The organism is Haemophilus parainfluenzae ATCC 33392, from assembly GCF_031191205.1.
In the GTDB taxonomy this organism is placed as follows: domain Bacteria; phylum Pseudomonadota; class Gammaproteobacteria; order Enterobacterales; family Pasteurellaceae; genus Haemophilus_D; species Haemophilus_D parainfluenzae.
In genome coordinates this window covers 908,145-929,972 of the sequence record NZ_CP133470.1, presented here as the reverse complement: position 1 = coordinate 929,972, position 21,828 = coordinate 908,145, and the positions used below count along the sequence as shown (strand labels likewise).

Sequence of the window (21,828 nt, the reverse complement as noted above, 5' to 3'; positions counted from 1 at the left end):
TCCTTTTTCATTTAATTTTGCTCATCATATAAGGTTCATTATGAAAAAACAAACTATGCCGACAGGATTTAGTGGCTTCGCTTGGGGACTTGCGGCATTTTGTTTACCCATTTTACTGTGGCCTATGGCCTCTCTGCTTTCTACTGCTTTTGTGAAAAACCCTACACTGAGCGATTTTCAGATCGATCTTTTCTCGATTATCTTTTGGGTTTATCCCTTTGTTTTAGTCTTAATTGCGCGTTTACTTTATAAATTGCATCAGCATAAACCAAAACTCGCCGTAAAATTATTGCTACTAAGTGCGGTCATTTTTTATATTGTTTTAGTCTCTGTTGGCTATATTGGCTTTAGCGTTTAAGAAGATAAAAATGATAAAAATAAAAGGGAGCTTTCGCTCCCTTTAACTTATGTTCCTAATAATCAAAAATATAACTTAAAAACCCTGTAGATTTTAACTACACTTAACCGCTATAACCCCTTCCAGATATCATCAATAAATTATCTTTTAGTATAAATTAAACCAATCACATTTTATTACACTAACAGAAGATAAAAATATTTTGTGACAGCTATCACAAAACAAACATTCTCAGTTTGAAACGTTTCAATAAAAAGATCAATAATCAACCCGAATATTAATACGTTTCAAAATAGGAGACCTGCAATGAAACTACACTTTCTTGGTACAGGTGCCTCAGAAGGCATTCCAAACCCTTATTGTAAATGTGAGTTATGCGAACAAGTTAGGAAAACAGGAGGACGTGATGTAAGAACTCGTTCTTCTGCAATTATTGATGATGAAATTCAAATCGATATTTCTCCTGAATTTTTTCATCAAGCAAATGTAAATCATATTGATGTAACCAAAATTAAAGATTTACTCATCACTCATACTCATCCTGATCATTTTAATGTAGGAGAACTACATAATCGTGTAAGAAATTTTGCATTCAATGTTGAACATCCTATGTACATATACGGTAGCGATAAAGCAATTAACGGCTGTTTAAATGGCATTGTTGATCTGACTCCAGATCGTTTTAATCTTTCTATTCTTATTCCATTTGTCACCATTACTACTAGCAGCGGTGCAAAAATTACTCCACTTATTGCTAATCATGAAAAATGGGAAATGTGCTATATCTATTTTATTGAGAAAAATGGCAAAACACTGCTATACGGACATGACTCTGGCTATTATGGAGATTTAACATGGAACTGGTTAGAAAATAAAAAAATCGATTTAATCGTATTGGAGTGTACATATGGCTATCGTCAAAATGACAAAACCAATAATCATATGAGTATTGAAACCGTAATCAATATGAAACAAAAATTCAAGGAGAACAATAATTTATCACAACAAACACAAATTCTAACATCTCATCATTCTCATAGTTGCGGGTTTGATTATCAAAGTTTGGTAGAAATTTTTAAACCTCACCAAATTGAAGTCGCCTATGATGGATTAATTAAAAATATTTAAATTAGGAGAACGGATCATGTTTAAAATTCCCCGTCTTTTCGTGATGATGTTTATGCAATATTTTGTGCAAGGTGCTTGGAATATGACTATCGGAGCTGTACTTGCTACCTACAATATGAAAGAAAGTATTGGAACAACTTATTCTTTACTGGGACTCGCAACAATTATTTCGCCATTATTTATTGGTATGATTGCCGATCGCTTCTTTGCTTCACAAAAAGTAATTTCAATTTTACACATCTTAAATGGCTTAGTTATGTTGCTACTACCTACTTATATTTTAGAAGGTAATGTCACAGCATTTTTATTCATTATTTTCATTGTTGGTTTGCTATACTATCCAACCACAGCACTCTCCAATAGCATTGCCTTTCACCATATTTCAGAACAAAAACTGTTCCCATATATCCGAGTATTCGGCAATATCGGTTTTATTGTAATTGGTCTCATTATGGGTTATTACAAGATTTTTGATAATGTGATTGTCTTTAAAGTAGCTGCAATTTCAGCAATTGTTTGCGGACTATATTGCCTTACATTACCAAACACACCACCAACAGCTAAAGGTTCAAAATTAGATCTTCGTACTATTTTCTGCTTAGATGCTCTGTCTCTCTTTAAAGATCGCTATTTTACAATCTTTATGTTGGCAACATTTGTTCTCATGATTACCAAAACAGCTTATAGTGCCTATATTCCAGTCTATTTAAAAGTTTTGGATATGAACTCAGCCAATATGATGCAAATTGCTGTAGGTGCAGAAGTTCTATTTATGGTCTTACTAGTCAGCATGCTGAAAAAATTTGGTTTTAAAGTAGTAATCATGCTAGGTATTATCGGATGGGTTATCCGAATGTTTATTTTCTCTCATGCAGCTACTTCTGATGATTATTTCACATATATTCTTATTGGCTTATTATTACAAGGAGTTTGCTGGGACTTCTTCTTTACTGCAGGCGATGTATATGTGAATTCTAAAGCCCATGAAAGCATTAAAGCCCAAGCACAGGGGTTACGTTTTATAGTCTCTAATGGATTTGGTGTATTTATGGCATCCTCTGTTATCGGGGCAATTAATAATCATGTTGTCACCGAAAAAAGCATGCCACTTGCAGCCCCACAATGGTCTGAATTCTGGTTATACCCTGCCGTTGTCGCCTTAGTTGTTGGAATTTTATTCTGGATCTTCTTTAAAGATACAGAAGAATTTAAAAAATAATAAAATGATAGGGTGCAACTTTGCACCCTTTTAGGAAAAGTTATGTGGCTTTCTTTAGACTTTTTAAAACAAAATTTATCCGATATTTATCATCTATCTGCCTGGATAAAATTATTATTTGCTGCATTATTAGGAGGAATGATTGGATTTGAGCGAGAAAGTAAGCGAAAACCAGTGGGCATTAAAACTTGTATTATTATTGCAGTTACCACTTGCATTTTAACTACTGTATCCATTCATTCGGCCGAATATTACGCCTCTCTTTCTAACAATATCCGTACAGACCCAATGCGGCTTGCTGCTCAAGTGATTAGTGGTATTGGTTTCATTGGCTCAGGTGTTATATTACACAAAAGCGATGATGTTGTTTCAGGTATTACTACTGCGGCAATGATTTGGAGCTCCGCAGGCATTGGCATAACCATTGGTGCAGGATTCTATGGTGATGCCATTGCAGTAGCTTTAGTAATTTTACTCACATTAAAATACAGCCATTATTTAAAACTTATTGTACCTAAAAAGCAGACGAATAATCGAGCAACCATTATTTTAAAAGTATTAAACAATAATATAGAACGCGTAATTAATGACCTAGAAAATCACCAATGTGATATTGATAGCATTAACATTAAAGAGGAATCACAAAATTGTACTATATTATCAATCTCAGCAAACCTTACTGATAGAAAATCTTATTTAGAAATTTATCAATATCTTAAAGATCTCCATGATATTCGTGATATTGAAATGAATTATGCTTAATTCAAAAGCTATTCAGATTAATTATTTATAAAAGAGAATATATTATGAGTGCGTTTATTTTAACTGAACATCCACACCGTCGATTTAATCCTTTAAAAAATCAATGGGTTTTAGTCTCACCCCATCGGGCCAAACGACCATGGCAAGGGCAACAGGAAAAAGTCATTGATGATAATAAACCAAGCTATGATCCTGAATGCTATCTATGTCCTGGTAATAAACGTATCACTGGCGAATTGAACCCAATATATAGCGAACCTTTTGTGTTCAAAAATGACTTTTCTGCCTTACTTAGTGATACCCCCTCCTATGAAAAAAATGATGACCCTCTATTCAAAATTTCGGCTACGCAAGGTGAAAGTAGAGTGATTTGCTTTTCACCTGATCACAGTAAAACACTGCCACAACTTACCATACCTGAAATCGAACTGATTATCCGAGTATGGCAAGAACAGGTTTATGAACTAAAACAACGTTATCAATGGGTTCAAATTTTTGAGAATAAAGGTACAATAATGGGATGTTCAAATCCACACCCTCATGGTCAAATTTGGGCAAGTAATTTCTTACCAAATGAAATAATAATTGAAGATAAATACCAAGCAGAATACTATCAAAAATATGGAACACAATTATTACTTGATTATGTAAAACGTGAATTAGAAAAAAGTGAACGCATCGTAGCTGAAACTGAGGATTGGGTAGCCGTAGTCCCTTATTGGGCAACCTGGCCCTTTGAAACCTTATTACTTCCAAAATCGAAACAATTTAAATCGATTGAAGAATTAAACCAGACAGAACGTGAAGATTTAGCTCTTGTATTAAAAAAACTCACAACTCGTTACGATAATTTATTCAAGATAAGTTTTTCTTATTCTATGGGCTTCCACTTCGCCCCATTTAATAGTAAGGATAATTCTCATTGGCAGTTACACGCTCACTTCTATCCCCCACTTTTACGTTCAGCAACCATTCGTAAGTTTATGGTAGGCTACGAAATGCTGGCGGAAAATCAACGTGATCTAACGCCTGAACAAGCTGCTGAACGCTTGAATTCTGTAAGCGATACTAAACATTATAAAGAATATCTATAAAGTTAGATATTACGAAAAATATTCGCTATTTTTTCAACTGCAACATCTGTATTAAATTGATTATTAAGAAAAGCAAAAAGGATTAATCCGATTTGCTTTTCAATTTTCACCAAATCAATAGCATGACCTTTTGCATCCACATTTTCACGAACACCACTAAAATTTATTTTCTCAATCAGAGAAATCCAAGGAGACTGTCTAATCAATGCTTGATTCATTAATACATTTTTCCTTGCCGAAACACCACCAAGACGAACATAATGTTCATGTATTTCATCATTTAAAAACCATTCAAAAAACAACCGCACTTCTTCGTATTTTTTACATCCTTTCACTATTGCTAAACTTCCTCCACCAATAAGAGGCATATTTCCAGGCACTGGTGCACAACCAATTGAACTCGGCATATTGTGAGATAAATGAGAATAATGATTGGAATAAATCATTAACATTGCTGTTTCTTTTTTCTCAAAACATTCTACTGCCTTATCCCACCAACTGCCGTGTAACAATACAGCATTATCTTTTAACTCTGCTAAATTTTCTAAGACACGAAATGCAATTTCTCTACTAAATGCCGATACATCCTGTGCAAGAATCGGCTTGTTTGCTAACGAGTAATAACGAACTAAAAATTCAAGTGCTAGAATCTCAGGATTATCAATTAATGCTGTTCCATAACGAATAGGTGACTTAAGCATAAGATTATGGTCAAAAAAACGCGCAATACGATTAAACTCCTCGAATGTTCTTGGAGGCATTAAATCAGTCTTATATTGCTCATAAAAAAGCCGCTGCGTAATCATATCGTCAAAAATGGCTTTATGATAAAATAGAACCTGAATACTCGGATCAAATGGAATTGCATAGAGCTGGTCATTAACCAAACAAAATCGTTTAATCAAATTATTAGAATAATGAGATGCTAGTTCTGCTTGCTGAATAAAATTAAATGGTTGAAGATAACTGGCCAATAGCGGTAAACGCTCCATATCAAGACGCACAATATCATATTGCTTAGCTTGTTTTGGATTCGTCAAGACTTCGGAAATACTGACAAAAGGTACTGTATCAATCTGTACTTGAATACCTGTTTGCCGTTTAAAATGTGGGAGTATTTTCTTTAACGCCTCAATAGAAGGGCTCGATATTGCTAAAATACGCAATGAACTATGCAATATATCTGATTTTGTGAATAAAAATCCCTTATCTTGATGAAATAACTCAAGACATTCACCTTCTATAAGATGAATAATGTTCCTAACAATAAAATCATAACTAATATAATAGGAAATGAACCTCTCATCATGACTAAATTGATGATTAATCGTATAAATTTTTGGGGGTGATTGATTACAAAAGTAAAATGCATTATAAATCTCTTCAGCATGCAAAATATTTAGCGTAACAATTGAAGAAAGATGCTCATCCTCAATAAATTTCACAACTTCAAATGGATGTTTAAAAAAACAATAAACTAATTCAACAGCTTCTTTTATTTTATACTTTTTATTTGAAATAATACCAATTCGCTTATCTCCATTTCCTTTAGCTTCCTTAACAACATTAGCTAGAATAGATTTATAATCAAACCCAAGATAATATTTGGCATTTTTTATCTCTCTATAAAGAAAGATAATTTTAACTAATTCAATATCAAAATATTGCTTATATTCATTTGCATCAGGTAAACAAGATACAACAATCACAAATATAGTATTCTCACCTGAAATTTTCTCGAGAAACAAACGCTCTTTACTTGGATTATTATCAGTTAAATAAAGATTTAATTGATAACCCCTCTGAGAAAAATGCCCTTCTAAAGATTCATAAAGTAGATAATATTCGGGTGATGAGATAGAAGGAAATATAACTGCAATCTGATTACTTCCGCCTGACTTTAAAAAACTAGCTTGAATATTTTTCTGATAACCCAGTTTTTTTATTGCATCGTTTACCAAATTAATTTTTTCCAAACTAACGTTATGCTTTTTGTTTAGCACATTGGAAACAGTACCTAACGACACACCAGCTTCTTTCGCTATATCTTTTATCGTCGCCATAATTCTCTACTCCTGATTATTTAACTTGTATTGTAGGGGATCAAGTCATAAAAATCATCAACGCTTTCAGAATTTGGATATGAATGAAATCTAAGTAGTATTCTAGTCAAAGGCTAACCCTTTCTGCTAAACACCTAATAAATATGATTTTGGCATGCCGTTTGCTCAACTATATAGTTATACAACCAAATAAAAAATATCGCTCAATATAGCTGCACTTTTAAAGATTCTATGATAATTTCCTTCTACCAATATCATATAAAACTCATATCCTTATGATAAAAAACAAAAAAGGGAGCTTTCGCTCCCTTTTACATTATGTTCCTAATAATCAAAAATATAAAAAATTTCCTACCTAGCAATCAATTATGCAAAGTATTTTTCTAAATCGTCGCTACCACCGATGTGTTTACCACCAATGAATACTTGTGGCACAGTTGAGCGACCAGAAACTGCACGTACACTCACGATTGTTGCATCGTGACCTAATACGATTTCTTCAAAGCTTAAACCTTTATCGCGTAAAAGTTGTTTTGCTTTCGCGCAATATGGGCAGCCTGGTTTAGTGAAGATGGCGATTGATTCTTGCACTTGGTAATTTGGTGCAATGTATTTCAACATGGTATCTGCATCTGATACTTTAAATGGATCGCCTGGTTCATTTGGCTCGATAAACATTTTTTCCACTACGCCATTTTTCACGAGCATAGAATAACGCCAAGAACGTTTACCAAAACCTAAATCATCTTTTCCGACTAACATGCCCATACCTTCAGTGAAGGTACCGTTACCATCCGGAATGAATTTTACGTTATGTGCTTCTTCTGCTTCTTTCCACGCATTCATCACAAACGTATCATTTACTGATACTACTAAAATATCATCTACACCATGTTGTTTGAAAACGGGTGCAAGCTCGTTATAACGTGGTAAGTGAGAAGATGAACAAGTTGGCGTGAAAGCACCTGGTAATGAGAATACAACAACTGTTTTGTTATCAAATAATTCAGATGTAGTCACATCAACCCATTGATCACCTTGACGAGTACGGAATGTAACTTGTGGGACTTTTTTTCCTTCCATATTAGACATAATGTGTCTCCTCTGTTAGTTAAATGAATTTGCCTTAAAAACTTGATAGGCATTATAGAAAGTTTTGTGATATAGTTACAATCAATTAATTCTATCCTTTTAATTGACATATTCTATAAAGTGAGAACCCTATGAATATTCGTGATTTAGAATACTTAGTTGCCCTTTCCGAGTTTAAACATTTCCGTCGAGCGGCGGATTCTTGCAATGTTAGCCAACCCACTTTAAGTGGCCAAATCCGCAAACTCGAAGATGAGTTAGGCATTATTTTACTTGAACGTACGAGCCGTAAAGTGCTCTTCACGCAATCGGGTATGTTACTTGTGGAACAAGCTCGCACTGTATTACGTGAAGTAAAATTACTTAAAGAAATGGCTAGCAATCAAGGTAAAGAAATGACGGGGCCGTTACACATTGGTCTCATCCCAACTGTTGGGCCTTACCTACTTCCTTATATTGTACCAACATTAAAAGAAACATTTCCCGATCTTGAAGTATTTCTTTACGAAGCTCAAACTCATCAATTATTAGAACAATTAGAAACAGGTCGACTAGATTGTGCGATTGTAGCTCGTGTGCCTGAAACTGAAGCTTTTATAGAAGTACCAATTTTTAATGAAAAAATGTTACTTGCTGTTTCAGAAGAACATCCATGGGCTTCAGAAAGCAAAATTGCCATGAATACCTTAAAAGGGCAAGAAATGCTCATGTTAGATGATGGGCATTGCTTACGTAATCAGGCGTTAGATTATTGTTTTACGGCAGGAGCGAAAGAGGACTCTCACTTCCAAGCGACGAGTCTAGAAACTTTACGCAATATGGTGGCAGCTAATGCAGGTATTACCTTTATGCCAGAACTTGCTGTATTAAATGAAGGCACACGTAAAGGCGTAAAATATATCCCTTGCCATTCACCAGAACCGGCTCGAACTATTACTCTGGTTTATCGTCCTGGATCACCATTACGTAATCGTTATGAACGTGTTGCAAGCGCAATCAGTGAACAAGTGAAATCCATTTTATCGAATAAAAAATAATTCATCATAGACTGAGGAAAACAAAATGGCTGGTGTACGAGCAATTCAAAAAGAAAAAACCCGTCGAGCCTTGATTGACGCAGCGTTCAATCAATTGAGTGCAGAAAAAAGTTTTTCCAATCTAAGTTTACGTGAAGTGGCTCGTGAAGCAGGTATTGCACCGACTTCTTTCTATCGCCATTTTAACGATATGGATGAGCTCGGATTAGAAATGGTTGATGAGGCTGGTTTAACGCTTCGCCAATTAATGCGCCAAGCGCGTAAACGCATTGATGCTGGCGGAAGTGTGATCCGGGTATCCGTGGAAACCTTTTTTGAATTTATCACTCACAGCACCAACGTGTTCCGTTTGCTCTTACGTGAAAGCTCGGGTACCTCTCAAGCATTCCGTACCGCAGCTGCTCGTGAAATCAAACACTTTGTCGATGAATTAGCTGAATACATTGCGAAAAAAAATCACTATTCTCAATATGTGTCTTATGTACAGGCTGAAGGCATGGTAACCATCGTATTCACAGCAGGCTCCAATGCCTTAGATATGACTAAGGCCGAACAAGATTTGCTAAAAGAACGCGTTATCTTACAACTTCGCATGCTTGCGAAAGGTGGAGATTTTGCCGCACATAAAGAAAAAATGATGCGAAAATAGACCGCACTTTTCGACCAAAACAAAACACCCGCATCTCTGCGGGTGTTGTTTTATCTAAAACAGGGAATTATTTACCATCCCAAGCTTTAATCGCATCTAAACGTGCTTTCACTTTGCTGCTTGAATCACCTTTGAAGTAATCTTTCGCTAAGCCGCCTTCAAAACCACCATAGTTCGGGTTAGGTAAAACAATGAATGTTTTACCAAATTTCGCTTTGTTTTGTGCCACGAAATCACGACGTTCTGCATTTTGTTTACCATAGATCGCATCACCGAAGTCATCGAGGTTATCACCCACATAAACGACAATTTCATAGCCTTGTTTTTCAATTTCTTCAAAACGTGCAGCTTTTGGTGATTTATCTTTTTTCAAGTAAAACGCTGAATCTTCAACACCATTAAAGCCTAAACGTTTCATATCATCAATCGTACCTGCTTTTTCATTGCTTTCTTTACGATTAGAGACATAGAACATTTTACCACCGTGGGTATTTACATAGTTATTGAATTCTACTGCGCCTGGTACCACACCTGATTGACGAGCTTCTACCCAACGAGTCCAGTCTTTGCCATCAAATGGTTTATTGTTTTGCACTTGCCAACCTGCATAAAGGCTGTTATCTAACATGGTTTCATCTAAGTCCACCACAACAGCTTTTTTCTTACCTTTTTTCACTTTAGCGTGATCAAATGCCACTTTTGCCGCATTGTATGCTTGGTAAGAAAGGGCTTGGTATTCACCTGATTGTTGAATCCAGTTAAGACCTAATACCGCTTGTTGTTGAAGCTGAGCATCCGCTTCTGCACTCTTATCTTGAGTTGCACAACCCGTTAAAATAAATGCTGACATCGCTGCAATAGCAGTAAGTTTTAATGTTGTTTTCATTGATTGTTCCTTCTGTTAAAAAGTCATAATGACAAGCAAAAGTATAACAAGCCTATTCGGGCAGTGGCTACGGCTTTATCAAACTTTATAACTAATTTGTGAGATAGATCACATTTTTCATTCTGAAGTAATCTAACAAGCCCGATGAAATCATTTCAAAAATCATCTTATTTTTAACCGCACTTTTTCATCGCATTTCGCTGTATTTCACGGTAAACTATCCCCGGTTTTCAGAAATAATAGGTAATTTATGCGTCTTTTCATTGGAATTTTAGTGGGTATTCTCGTGCTATTTCAGTACGATCTTTGGTTTGGTAAAAACGGCTATTTTGATTACAAAGATGTCGCAGCTCAAATCAAAGAGAATAAAGCTGAAAATGAAAAGCTCTCACAAAGAAATCAAATGATTTCCGCCGAAATTCAAGGATTAACAAAAGGCTTTGAATCTATTGAAGAACGTGCACGCATGAGCCATGATATGGTCAAACCAAACGAAGTGTTCTATCACATCGTCAAAGAGCATAAATAATGAGCCGCGAAATTATTGCCGTTATTCCTGCTGCAGGCGTTGGAAGCCGTATGCAGGCAAATAAACCTAAGCAATATCTGAAAATCCTAGACAAGACGATTCTGGAACATACACTCTCTGTCATTCTATCCCACCCTGCAATCAATCACGTTATCCTTGCGGTGGGAAAAAATGATCCCTATCTTTCTGAAATTACCTTATTCCCTCATCAAAATATCACCCTAGTTGAAGGGGGAGAAACACGAGCTGAGTCAGTTCTAAATGGACTCAACGCGATAAAAAATGACCATGCTTGGGTGTTGGTGCATGATGCAGCCAGACCTTGTTTAACCCATCAAGATTTAGATAAATTGCTCCAAATCGATGATGAGCAAGGTGCTATTTTAGCTATTCCAGCGGTCGATACGATTAAACGCGCGAATAAACAACAAAATATTATTAAAACAGAAGATCGCACTGAACTCTGGCTTGCTCAGACGCCTCAATTTTTCCGTTGCGATCTATTAAGAAATGCACTTAAACAGGGGCTTTCTCAAGGCGCCAATATTACAGATGAAGCCTCTGCTATGGAACTAGCCGGATTTCAACCGCACTTAGTGGCAGGACGAAGTGATAATATTAAAGTCACGCGTCCAGAAGATTTAGCTTTAGCCGAATTTTATTTAACAAGGAAAACGCTATGATACGAATCGGACATGGGTTTGATGTTCATGCCTTTGGCGAAGATCGCCCTTTAATTATTGGAGGCATTGAAGTGCCTTACCACACTGGATTTATTGCCCATTCTGATGGTGATGTCGCCTTACATGCCTTAACGGATGCCTTATTAGGTGCAGCAGCATTAGGAGATATCGGTAAACTCTTCCCCGATACCGATATGCAATATAAAAATGCAGATAGCCGTGTTTTATTACGAGAAGCATTCCGCCAAGTACAAGAAAAAGGCTATAAAGTAGGTAATGTGGATGTGACCATTATTGCACAAGCCCCTAAAATGCGTCCGCATATCGATGCAATGCGAGCGAAAATTGCGGAAGATTTACATTGTGATATTGAGCAAGTCAATGTTAAAGCAACCACAACAGAAAAACTTGGCTTTACAGGTAGAAGTGAAGGTATTGCTTGCGAGGCTGTTGCATTATTATTAAAAGCTTAAATTTTAGGTAAAAGAAAAGGTTGGTAAAATACCAACCTTTTTTTATTTAGATCAAATTCTTATTGTTTTTTTAATAAATCGCGAATTTCAGTAAGTAATTCTTCTTGTGAAGGGCCTTTCACTTCTTCTACTGGTTTTTTCACTTTATTAATACCTTTGATCATCATGAAGATTGCGAATGCAATGATGATAAAATCAAAAACGTTTTGAATAAATACACCGTAGTTTAAGGTTACTGCTGGGGTTTCACCTACTGCTTCTGCTAATGTGATTTTTAAATCTTTGAAATCCACACCACCAGTTAAAATACCTAATACAGGCATTGCTACGTCAGCTACAAGTGAGCTCACGATTTTACCAAAAGCACCACCGATGATCACACCGACTGCCATGTCTACTACGTTGCCACGCATTGCAAATTCGCGGAATTCTTTAAGAAAGCTCATAAAATTTCCTTTTGTGTTGGTTTAAAAAATTAAAAGAGTGCGTATTATAGGTTTTCAGATTAAAAAGTAAACTGTTATTTAAATAAAAAATGCACTTGGTTGGAATAATTTTTCAATTTCTGACACGGATTTCTTGTCATTAATATAAACAATCACATTATCGCCTTCTTCAATAACAACCTGACGACGAGTAATGATTACTTCATTTTTACGTAAAATTGCCGCAATCATTGCCCCTACAGGCAGCTTGATATCGCCAATTTGTCTTCCAACCACATTGGATGTGGTCGCATCGCCATGCACAACAAGTTCAATGGCTTCCGCGGTACCATGACGCAAAGAGGCCACACTTTTGATATCCCCTTTACGCACATGTCCTAATAAAGCTGAGATTGTTGCCTGTTGTGGTGAAACCGCAATATCAATGGTTCCACCTTGAATCAAATTGATATATGCCATGCGTTGAATAAGCACCATGGCTTTTTTAGCCCCTAGGCGTTTTGCCAGTAACGCCGACATAATATTAGCTTCATCATCCGCACTTAGAGATAAAAAGACATCGACGCTCTCAATATGCTCTTCAAAAAGCAAATTTTGGTCAGAAGCATCACCATGGAAAACCAAGGTTTTAGAAAGTCTTTCAGCTAAAACTTTCGCTTTTTCTCCATCGCGCTCAATGAGTTTTACTTGATACTTATCTTCTAACTGTTTCGCCACACCTGAGGCAATATTTCCACTGCCAACAATCATGATACGTTTGTAGGTTTTCTCAAGGCGTTGCAACTCACTCATCACCGCTTTAATGTGCTCTGTCGCACAAATGAATGTGATTTCATCGCCCGCCTCAATAATGGTCGAGCCTTGCGGACGAATTAATCTATCATTACGTAAAATCGAAATAATACGGCAATCAATGTGTGGCATATGCTCTTTAAAAGCAGATAGTGCATAGCCCACTAACGGACCACCGTAATAGGCTTTTACAACCACAATGCTAATTCGATTATTGGCAAAATGCGCCACTTGTAAGGCACCTGGATAAGCAATTAAACGTGTAATCTCATCCGTAACTAAATTTTCTGGTGAAATCAGATGATCGATGGGGACGTTTTCATCATTAAATAATTTATCTTTCTCACGCAAATATTCCGCATTACGAATACGTGCAATACGTGTTGGGGTATTGAAAAGGGTATATCCCAACTGGCAAGCAATCATATTGATTTCATCTGATGCCGTTACTGCAACCATCAAATCTGCATCAGCGGCTCCTGCATCACGCAAAACCTTGGGTGAAGAAGGGGAACCTTTAACCACGCGTAAATCATGCTTATCTTGCAAATTCTGCAAATGTTGAGATTCATTATCGACTAGCGTGATATCGTTATCTTCACTCACTAAATTTGCCGCAAGCGTTGTGCCTACTTGCCCTGCACCTAAGATGATTATTTTCATTCTGTTCTCTCCACAACCAAAGGTCGGATACCAATTTCAGCTGAATTTAGACCGCACTTTAATGCCTCAATACGGCGACAAATGTTCGATGTGACTTGTTCAGCTTTTGCCATTTTTTCTGCGGTAATCGCTGGATCTTGTTTACCAAATAATAGGCCGTCGAGTAAACGTTCCGCATGCATACCTTCACGACAAAAATGCAACACGCCTACATCTTCAAATAATGTCGCTACTTTTGCCGTTTTAGTGGTTGCAATGCCTAAAGCGCCATCTTCACCGCCGAGCTCTCTGAATAATTGATGTGTTGGAAATCCGCCACACGCTAAGAAAAAAGCTTTATTGAAAATGATATTTCCCCCGCAGGTCATGCGCATATATTGCCATGCCAGATCAAAATTAGGGTGTTCTGCATAGCGTTGAGCTAAATTTATCGGCTTTAATGCTAATCTCACGACTGAAGTATCTGGCTGAAAATGAAAGGTTGCTGCAGCCACTTCCAATGCACCAGGTTCGTATGCATCATCCGCATCTAAAAATGCGACAAAATCGACCGCACTTTTAGCCGAGAGCATTGCGCCCCAATTTCGAGTCATCGCAACACCGCTATTTTTTGGCATTTGCTCGACGGAGATTCTGTCTGGATATTGTTCTGCAAGCTGTAAGGCTAATGCAAATGTATTATCTGTCGATGCATCATCAATCAGCCAAAGGTGACCAAGATTATTTTGCTGCAACACAGACTCCACTGCACGAACAAGCGTTTGTTCAGTGTTATAGCAAGGAATGACGACATCAATTAAAGGCAAATTCATTTAAGCTGACCGTTTTCTCAATTTTGCATAATAGAACCCATCCCCGCCATTCTCTTGTGGTAAGAATTGGATTCCTATCGTATTTTCCGTTTGTTCAAACGGCAATGGCATCAATTCTGCATTGGATGTTTCAGCTAAAAAACGCTGTATTTGCTGACTATTCTCATCGGGAAGCACCGAGCAAGTCGCGTAAAGCAAAATGCCATTAGGTTTCAATTTTGCCCAAAGTGCTTTTAGAATTTGCCCTTGCAAGGCAACCAATTGAGCAATATCCGTTTCTTGACGTAACCATTTAATATCTGGATGACGACGAATTACGCCCGTTGCTGAGCAAGGTGCATCTAATAAAATACGATCAAAGGATGCACCACTTAAACCTATTTCTGAGAGCCACTTTTCTGGCTCGGTCGCATCGCCACAAACAACTGTCGCCTGTTGATTCAAACGAGAAAGGTTTTCTTCGACACGTTTTAAGCGATGCGCTTCGACATCAAGTGCAATCACTTTCGCTTGTGGCGCCATTTCTAAAATATGCGTAGTTTTCCCACCAGGCGCTGCACAAGCATCTAAAATTAATTCACCATTTTGTGGCTCAAGCAATAAAGCAGACCATTGGGCATTGAGATCCTGAACTGTCACTGCGCCTTGTTCAAAATTTGGTAGTTTTGAGACAGAAAGTGGTTGAGCTAAGCGCAGAGCATGTGGATTATCACATTCAAATGCTGCTATCTCTTGCTTTTCCAACAAAGTGCGGTAAGTTTTCGTGTTATTTTGCTGTTGATTGACCCGTAACCACATTGGTGGCTTTTGGTTATTCGCCTCAATAATTTCACGCCAATTCGGATAAGCTTTTTTGATTTTATTCACAAACCATTCAGGATGAAGCGTTTGCCAATGCTTATCGACTACGGAAAGAATATCTTCTTTTTCCCGTAAGAAACGACGCAATACACCGTTAACTAAACCACGGAAACTGTCCGATTTTAATGATTTTGTGGCGTTCACCACTTCATCTACCGCCGCATGAGCGGGCACGCGCATATAAAGTAATTGGTACAATCCCACCAATAGCAAGCAGTGCACGATGCGGGTTTTACCCTTCAATGGCTTATCTAATAGTTTTTTTATAATATTTTCTAAACAAGGCAATACGCGACAAATACCAAAGGTGATTTCCTGTAATAAAGGCAAATCCTGTGGTTTTACCTGCAATTGCACTTCAGGAAGCAACGTTGATAAGGACTTACCTTGATCTAAAACCTGTAAAATCACTTGAGCAGCAATAGCGCGTACAGAAAGTGCGGTCGATTTTTCTGTTTTTTTGCGTTGAGATACCATTAGTTTAGAACCTTACCGACCTGGAACCAATCTGCTCGACCATTGAGGAAGTCTTGCACAGACATAGGTTTCTTGCCTGCGGGCTGAAGTTGCAATAAATTTAAAACGCCTTCTTTCGTGGCAATTTGGATACCTTTTTTATCGACACTTAAAATCGTCCCAGCTGGTTTATCCACATGTGGCAACACGGTAGCAGCATAAACTTTTAAGGTTTGTTCATTACCTTGTTCATCAGTTAATTGTAGGAAACTAATCGGCCAAGGATTAAACGCGCGAATATTACGTTCAAGCTGGGCTGCCGATAGCGACCAATCTAATTTAGCCTCTTCTTTGGAAAGTTTCTCTGCATAGTTACTTTGGCTATCATCTTGTTTTTCCGCAATGAATTTCCCTTCTTCCAAATGATCCAAAACATCAATCAATGCAGATGGCGCAATTTCAGCTAATTTATGGTAAAGCGAGGCGGAGGTTTCTTGATCATCAATATCGCAATACACTTTGTGCAACATATCGCCAGTATCCAAACCCATATCCATTTGCATAATCGTCACACCTGTTTGTTGATCCCCTGCCCAAATAGATCGCTGAATAGGTGCAGCACCACGCCAACGAGGTAAGAGAGAACCATGCACATTTAAACAACCTAAACGAGGCATATCCAACACCGCTTGAGGTAAAATCAAACCATAAGCGACAACAACCATTACATCAGCATTTAATGCTTTAAGTTCTGCTTGTGCTTCTTCTTTACGCAAGGATTTTGGTTGATAAACAGGAATTTGATGCTGTTCTGCTAATTGCTTTACAGGACTCGCCTGCAATTTTTTACCGCGGCCAGCCGGTTTATCTGGCTGCGTATAAACAGCAATAATATTGTGATGTGAATTTAAGAGTGCAGTAAGATGCTGTGCTGCGAAGTCCGGCGTACCAGCAAAGATGATATTCAATGGTTTCATAATGTTCTACGTTATGGTATTGATAGGAAAAGTGCGGTCATTTTATACCGCACTTTTGATTATTGTTTTGCAATTTGTTTTTTATATTTCACTAATTTTTCTTTGATACGTTGACGTTTCAACGGTGAAAGATAATCCACAAATAAAATGCCGTTCAAATGATCGATCTCATGTTGAATACAGATTGCTAATAAACCATCTGCATCAAGCGTAAATTCTTTTCCATGACGATCTAACGCTTTTACCGTGACTTTTTCTTTACGAGGCACTAAAGCACGGAATCCAGGGATAGATAAACAACCTTCTTCAATACCTGTTTCACCTTCAGAAGCCAAAATTTCTGGATTGATCAACACTAATTGATTTTGTTTGTCACCTTCAATATCAATCGTAATAATACGCTGCAAGATATCTACCTGTGGAGCGGCAAGACCAATGCCTTCTTCTTGGTACATCGTATCAAACATATCATCTACAATTTTGCGAATGTCATCATTGACTTCAGCAACTGGCTCACAAACAATCTTTAAGTGATCATCTGGATAAATTAATACATTAAGTGCGGTCATATTTTCTCTTGTTTCCAATAATAGAACTTCGCTAGGATTCTAGCACAGCTAGAAGAGGATGTGTAGAAAAGCCCCAAATGGGGCTTAAAAAACTAGAAAACTGACATAAAGGATTCAACAAAATTGTCTTGGTAATTTAGAATACTTGATTCTTTAGTACTCAGTTACATAATTCAAACTAATTTCTAAAAATATTATGTAAAATGATTAATTAATATAAATCCAAAATTTGTCAAAACTATATTTAATTACTAGGCACGTTAAACCAACTAGGAAGAATGGAGTTGCCGCTTTCCAGCTTGTATCTATATCCTCTTTATTCTGCTTAGAGTAACGCTTATCGAGCGCACCTGATTTGGTTTTTTTACCAGCAGTACCTATAATCAAGACTGCGAAACCGATCAAACAATAACTAAACCAATTATAAACAGTTAAAGCACAAGCCAAATTCCCACCTTCTACGGTTACAAAGAAGGAGGCTACATAAGCATACAAATAAGTATAAGCAAACATCAATGCTGGTATAACCAACAATAGAACTAAAAGAGGCATAGCAAATGCAGAAAACCATACAATAACAGCATATGATATAAATAAAATTGTTGAAAATATAAGAAATCCTATAAACAATAAAAATATCTATATTATTGTAACATATTCGTACCTAAAATTAAAGATATCAGTCTAATTCTTTCATATTTAATTTAATTTGATTCAATTTAATATTGAGAAATAAAAATTGAGATCATTCTATAGAGTTTTTAATAAAAATCCATAAACAAAAACCCCAAGCCATTCAGCTCGGGGTTCTACATTCACTACCTGGCGGTGTCCTACTCTCACATGGGGAAGCCCCACACTACCATCGGCGCATCGGCGTTTCACTTCTGAGTTCGGTATGGGGTCAGGTGGGACCACCGCTCTATCGCCGCCAGGATTATTCCTTTAATAACTTTTCTCTCTGCTCTCACTATCTCTAGTGCTCACAACCAAACAAGCTGATTCACTTCAAAACTTTCTTCTTCATCTCTGAGTCTTTTTATTTTAGTCTTACAACCTCAAAAACCCTTGAGCGTTGTATAGTTAAGCCTCTCGGGCAATTAGTATCTGTTAGCTCAACGGCTCGCACCGCTTACACACCAGACCTATCTACGTCTTAGTCTTAAACAACCCTTACTGTCTTAAAGACAGGGAGAACTCATCTCAAGGCAAGTTTCGTGCTTAGATGCTTTCAGCACTTATCTCTTCCGCACTTAGCTACCCGGCAATGCGTCTGGCGACACAACCGGAACACCAGTGGTGCGTCCACTCCGGTCCTCTCGTACTAGGAGCAGCCCCTTTCAATTCTCCAACGCCCACGGCAGATAGGGACCGAACTGTCTCACGACGTTCTAAACCCAGCTCGCGTACCACTTTAAATGGCGAACAGCCATACCCTTGGGACCTACTTCAGCCCCAGGATGTGATGAGCCGACATCGAGGTGCCAAACACCGCCGTCGATATGAACTCTTGGGCGGTATCAGCCTGTTATCCCCGGAGTACCTTTTATCCGTTGAGCGATGGCCCTTCCATTCAGAACCACCGGATCACTATGACCTACTTTCGTACCTGCTCGACTTGTCTGTCTCGCAGTTAAGCTTGCTTATACCATTGCACTAACCTGACGATGTCCGACCGTCATTAGCAAACCTTCGTGCTCCTCCGTTACTCTTTGGGAGGAGACCGCCCCAGTCAAACTACCCACCAGACACTGTCCGAGACCACGTTTCGTAATCTTCGTTAGAACATCAAACGTTAAAGGGTGGTATTTCAAGGACGACTCCATAATCACTGGCGTGACTACTTCTAAGTCTCCCACCTATCCTACACATCAAAATTCAATGTTCAGTGTCAAGCTATAGTAAAGGTTCACGGGGTCTTTCCGTCTAGCCGCGGGTACACCGCATCTTCACGGCGATTTCAATTTCACTGAGTCTCGGGTGGAGACAGCCTGGCCATCATTATGCCATTCGTGCAGGTCGGAACTTACCCGACAAGGAATTTCGCTACCTTAGGACCGTTATAGTTACGGCCGCCGTTTACTGGGGCTTCGATCAGGAGCTTCTCTTTCGATTACACCATCAATTAACCTTCCAGCACCGGGCAGGCATCACACCCTATACGTCCACTTTCGTGTTTGCAGAGTGCTGTGTTTTTAATAAACAGTTGCAGCCAGCTGGTATCTTCGACCGGTTCAACCTTCATCCGCAAGGGACTACAATCTACGCCGGCGCACCTTCTCCCGAAGTTACGGTGCTATTTTGCCTAGTTCCTTCACCCGAGTTCTCTCAAGCGCCTGAGTATTCTCTACCTGACCACCTGTGTCGGTTTTCAGTACGGTTTAGATAAACCTGAAGCTTAGTGGCTTTTCCTGGAAGTGTGGTATCGGTTACTTCAGCTCCGTAGAGCCTCGTCATCATCTCTCGGTGTTAAAGAAGTCCGGATTTGCCTAAACTTCACACCTACCAACTTAAACGCACATATCCAACAGTGCGATAACCTAACCTGCTCCGTCCCCACATCGCAGTTTATCCAAGTACGGGAATATTAACCCGTTTCCCATCGACTACGCTTTTCAGCCTCGCCTTAGGGGCCGACTCACCCTGCCCCGATTAACGTTGGACAGGAACCCTTGGTCTTCCGGCGAACGGGTTTTTCACCCGTTTTATCGTTACTTATGTCAGCATTCGCACTTCTGATACGTCCAACAGCCCTCTCGAGCCATCTTCATCCGCTTACAGAACGCTCCCCTACCCAACAGTATTGCTACTGATGCCGCAGCTTCGGTGCTATATTTGAGCCCCGTTACATCTTCCGCGCAGGCCGACTCGACTAGTGAGCTATTACGCTTTCTTTAAATGATGGCTGCTTCTAAGCCAACATCCTAGCTGTCTAAGCCTTCCCACTTCGTTTCCCACTTAATATAGACTTTGGGACCTTAGCTGGCGGTCTGGGTTGTTTCCCTCTCCACGACGGACGTTAGCACCCGCCGTGTGTCTCCTGAGTATCACTCTTCGGTATTCGTAGTTTGCATCGGGTTGGTAATCCGGGATGGACCCCTAGCCGAAACAGTGCTCTACCCCCGAAGGTGTCCGCTCAAGGCTCTACCTAAATAGATTTCGGGGAGAACCAGCTATCTCCCGGTTTGATTGGCCTTTCACCCCCAGCCACAAGTCATCCGCTAATTTTTCAACATTAGTCGGTTCGGTCCTCCAGTTAGTGTTACCCAACCTTCAACCTGCCCATGGCTAGATCACCGGGTTTCGGGTCTATACCTTGCAACTAGACGCCCAGTTAAGACTCGGTTTCCCTTCGGCTCCCCTATTCGGTTAACCTCGCTACAAAATATAAGTCGCTGACCCATTATACAAAAGGTACGCAGTCACCCTTAAAGGGCTCCCACTGCTTGTACGTACAAGGTTTCAGGTTCTATTTCACTCCCCTCACCGGGGTTCTTTTCGCCTTTCCTTCACAGTACTGGTTCACTATCGGTCAATCAGGAGTATTTAGCCTTGGAGGATGGTCCCCCCATCTTCAAACAGGATATCACGTGTCCCGCCCTACTTGTCGTTAGCTTAGTACCATGACCTGGACTTCGAGTACGGGGCTATCACCCTGTATCGCCAAGCTTCCCAGCTTGTTCCTCTGTCTCTGTCATTATCACTAACAGGCTCCTTCGCGTTCGCTCGCCGCTACTAACGAAATCTCGGTTGATTTCTTTTCCTCGGGGTACTTAGATGTTTCAGTTCTCCCGGTTTGCCTCACTTACCTATGGATTCAATAAGTGATAGTAGATTCTTCATCTACTGGGTTTCCCCATTCGGACATCTTGGATTAAACGCCTCTTATCGACTCATCCAAGCTTTTCGCAGATTAGCACGTCCTTCTTCGCCTCTGATTGCCAAGGCATCCACCTTGTACGCTTAGTCACTTAACTATACAACCTCAAAAATTCTTGATGTTGTGTTTTTAACTAAACACTTGATTGCTTTTGTTCAATCAAGATTTTCTTCTTACTCAGACTTTTTCTTATCCTTAAAGGACTTGAAAGTCTCTTCAGTTTTTCAGCTTGTTTCCTGGTTGTTAAAGAACAGAAGATAATAAAGTTATCTTTATTTGGCGTCCCCACGGGGATTCGAACCCCGGTTACCGCCGTGAAAGGGCGATGTCCTAGGCCTCTAGACGATGGGGACAACAAATAAAGATACTCTATCTTACACTTGCTTAACGCACTTTTCT

20 protein-coding genes, 1 tRNA gene and 2 rRNA genes are annotated in these 21,828 nt (G+C 38.8%); 10 read left to right on the top strand and 13 right to left on the bottom strand.

Features of this window, described 5'->3' with window-relative positions:
• Positions 1–40: 40 nt before the first annotated feature.
• From RDV53_RS04540 to galT, 5 genes are all read left to right on the top strand, one after another.
• A complete protein-coding gene (locus RDV53_RS04540; protein WP_005695076.1) occupies positions 41–358 on the top strand; it encodes a DUF5389 domain-containing protein in 318 nt (105 codons plus the stop codon).
• Between the two features lie 306 nt (positions 359–664).
• Positions 665–1,486 (top strand): MBL fold metallo-hydrolase, encoded by an 822-nt coding sequence (locus RDV53_RS04535; protein ID WP_005695075.1) that lies wholly within the window; start codon positions 665–667, stop codon positions 1,484–1,486.
• 16 nt (positions 1,487–1,502) lie between these two features.
• Positions 1,503–2,705: an MFS transporter gene (locus RDV53_RS04530; RefSeq protein WP_005695074.1), complete on the top strand. Its 1,203-nt coding sequence runs from the start codon at positions 1,503–1,505 to the stop codon at positions 2,703–2,705.
• A gap of 42 nt (positions 2,706–2,747) precedes the next feature.
• Positions 2,748–3,467, top strand: a complete 720-nt coding sequence (locus tag RDV53_RS04525) for an MgtC/SapB family protein (protein WP_005695073.1) — start codon at positions 2,748–2,750, stop codon at positions 3,465–3,467.
• Between the two features lie 44 nt (positions 3,468–3,511).
• The gene (gene galT, locus RDV53_RS04520; RefSeq protein ID WP_005695071.1) at positions 3,512–4,561 is read left to right on the top strand and encodes a galactose-1-phosphate uridylyltransferase; all 1,050 of its coding nucleotides are present in this window, start codon (positions 3,512–3,514) and stop codon (positions 4,559–4,561) included.
• A gap of 2 nt (positions 4,562–4,563) precedes the next feature.
• On the opposite strand, the gene RDV53_RS04515 is transcribed toward galT, so the two are convergent.
• Complete coding sequence (locus tag RDV53_RS04515) at positions 4,564–6,624, bottom strand: LacI family DNA-binding transcriptional regulator (protein WP_005695069.1); 2,061 nt, start codon at positions 6,622–6,624, stop codon at positions 4,564–4,566.
• Positions 6,625–6,990: 366 nt separating this feature from the next.
• Positions 6,991–7,716, bottom strand: a complete 726-nt coding sequence (pgdx, locus tag RDV53_RS04510) for a hybrid peroxiredoxin PGdx (protein WP_005695068.1) — start codon at positions 7,714–7,716, stop codon at positions 6,991–6,993.
• Between the two features lie 131 nt (positions 7,717–7,847).
• Between pgdx and oxyR the strand changes: the two genes are divergently transcribed.
• Positions 7,848–8,753 (top strand): DNA-binding transcriptional regulator OxyR, encoded by a 906-nt coding sequence (gene oxyR / locus RDV53_RS04505; protein WP_005695067.1) that lies wholly within the window; start codon positions 7,848–7,850, stop codon positions 8,751–8,753.
• A gap of 25 nt (positions 8,754–8,778) precedes the next feature.
• Positions 8,779–9,402 carry an HTH-type transcriptional repressor FabR gene (fabR, locus tag RDV53_RS04500; RefSeq protein WP_005695066.1) on the top strand — a complete coding sequence of 208 codons (624 nt, stop codon included), beginning with the start codon at positions 8,779–8,781 and terminating at the stop codon, positions 9,400–9,402.
• 67 nt (positions 9,403–9,469) lie between these two features.
• On the opposite strand, the gene RDV53_RS04495 is transcribed toward fabR, so the two are convergent.
• Complete coding sequence (locus tag RDV53_RS04495; protein ID WP_005695065.1) at positions 9,470–10,288, bottom strand: 5'-nucleotidase, lipoprotein e(P4) family; 819 nt, start codon at positions 10,286–10,288, stop codon at positions 9,470–9,472.
• 250 nt (positions 10,289–10,538) lie between these two features.
• On the opposite strand from RDV53_RS04495, the gene ftsB reads away from it, so the two are divergent.
• The 3 genes from ftsB to ispF are packed head-to-tail and all read left to right on the top strand — an operon-like array spanning position 10,539 to position 11,973.
• Entirely contained in the window at positions 10,539–10,817 is a 279-nt protein-coding gene (ftsB, locus tag RDV53_RS04490) for a cell division protein FtsB (protein WP_005695064.1), read from the top strand.
• Positions 10,817–11,500, top strand: a complete 684-nt coding sequence (ispD, locus tag RDV53_RS04485; protein WP_005695063.1) for a 2-C-methyl-D-erythritol 4-phosphate cytidylyltransferase — start codon at positions 10,817–10,819, stop codon at positions 11,498–11,500. Before ftsB ends, ispD begins: the two co-directional genes overlap by 1 nt.
• Positions 11,497–11,973: a 2-C-methyl-D-erythritol 2,4-cyclodiphosphate synthase gene (gene ispF / locus RDV53_RS04480; RefSeq protein ID WP_005695062.1), complete on the top strand. Its 477-nt coding sequence runs from the start codon at positions 11,497–11,499 to the stop codon at positions 11,971–11,973. The genes ispD and ispF overlap by 4 nt, the downstream gene beginning before the upstream one ends.
• A gap of 59 nt (positions 11,974–12,032) precedes the next feature.
• On the opposite strand, the gene mscL is transcribed toward ispF, so the two are convergent.
• The 10 genes from mscL to RDV53_RS04430 form a co-directional block, all read right to left on the bottom strand.
• A complete protein-coding gene (gene mscL, locus RDV53_RS04475) occupies positions 12,033–12,419 on the bottom strand; it encodes a large-conductance mechanosensitive channel protein MscL (RefSeq protein ID WP_005695061.1) in 387 nt (128 codons plus the stop codon).
• A gap of 78 nt (positions 12,420–12,497) precedes the next feature.
• Positions 12,498–13,874 carry a Trk system potassium transporter TrkA gene (trkA, locus tag RDV53_RS04470; protein WP_005695060.1) on the bottom strand — a complete coding sequence of 459 codons (1,377 nt, stop codon included), beginning with the start codon at positions 13,872–13,874 and terminating at the stop codon, positions 12,498–12,500.
• The gene (locus RDV53_RS04465) at positions 13,871–14,686 is read right to left on the bottom strand and encodes a glycosyltransferase family A protein (RefSeq protein ID WP_005695059.1); all 816 of its coding nucleotides are present in this window, start codon (positions 14,684–14,686) and stop codon (positions 13,871–13,873) included. The genes trkA and RDV53_RS04465 overlap by 4 nt, the downstream gene beginning before the upstream one ends.
• A complete protein-coding gene (gene rsmB, locus RDV53_RS04460; RefSeq protein ID WP_005695057.1) occupies positions 14,687–16,024 on the bottom strand; it encodes a 16S rRNA (cytosine(967)-C(5))-methyltransferase RsmB in 1,338 nt (445 codons plus the stop codon).
• Complete coding sequence (gene fmt / locus RDV53_RS04455) at positions 16,024–16,980, bottom strand: methionyl-tRNA formyltransferase (protein ID WP_005695056.1); 957 nt, start codon at positions 16,978–16,980, stop codon at positions 16,024–16,026. The genes rsmB and fmt overlap by 1 nt, the downstream gene beginning before the upstream one ends.
• A gap of 59 nt (positions 16,981–17,039) precedes the next feature.
• On the bottom strand, positions 17,040–17,549 hold the full coding sequence (gene def, locus RDV53_RS04450; RefSeq protein ID WP_005698874.1) for a peptide deformylase: 510 nt from the start codon (positions 17,547–17,549) through the stop codon (positions 17,040–17,042).
• A 207-nt stretch (positions 17,550–17,756) separates the two neighbouring features.
• Positions 17,757–18,179, bottom strand: coding sequence for a hypothetical protein (locus tag RDV53_RS04445; RefSeq protein WP_005695054.1), 423 nt, complete (start codon positions 18,177–18,179; stop codon positions 17,757–17,759).
• A 190-nt stretch (positions 18,180–18,369) separates the two neighbouring features.
• Positions 18,370–18,485, bottom strand: a 5S ribosomal RNA gene (gene rrf, locus RDV53_RS04440).
• 143 nt (positions 18,486–18,628) lie between these two features.
• A 23S ribosomal RNA gene (locus RDV53_RS04435) occupies positions 18,629–21,526 on the bottom strand.
• Positions 21,527–21,706: 180 nt separating this feature from the next.
• A tRNA-Glu gene (locus RDV53_RS04430) sits at positions 21,707–21,782 on the bottom strand.
• Positions 21,783–21,828 lie beyond the last annotated feature (46 nt).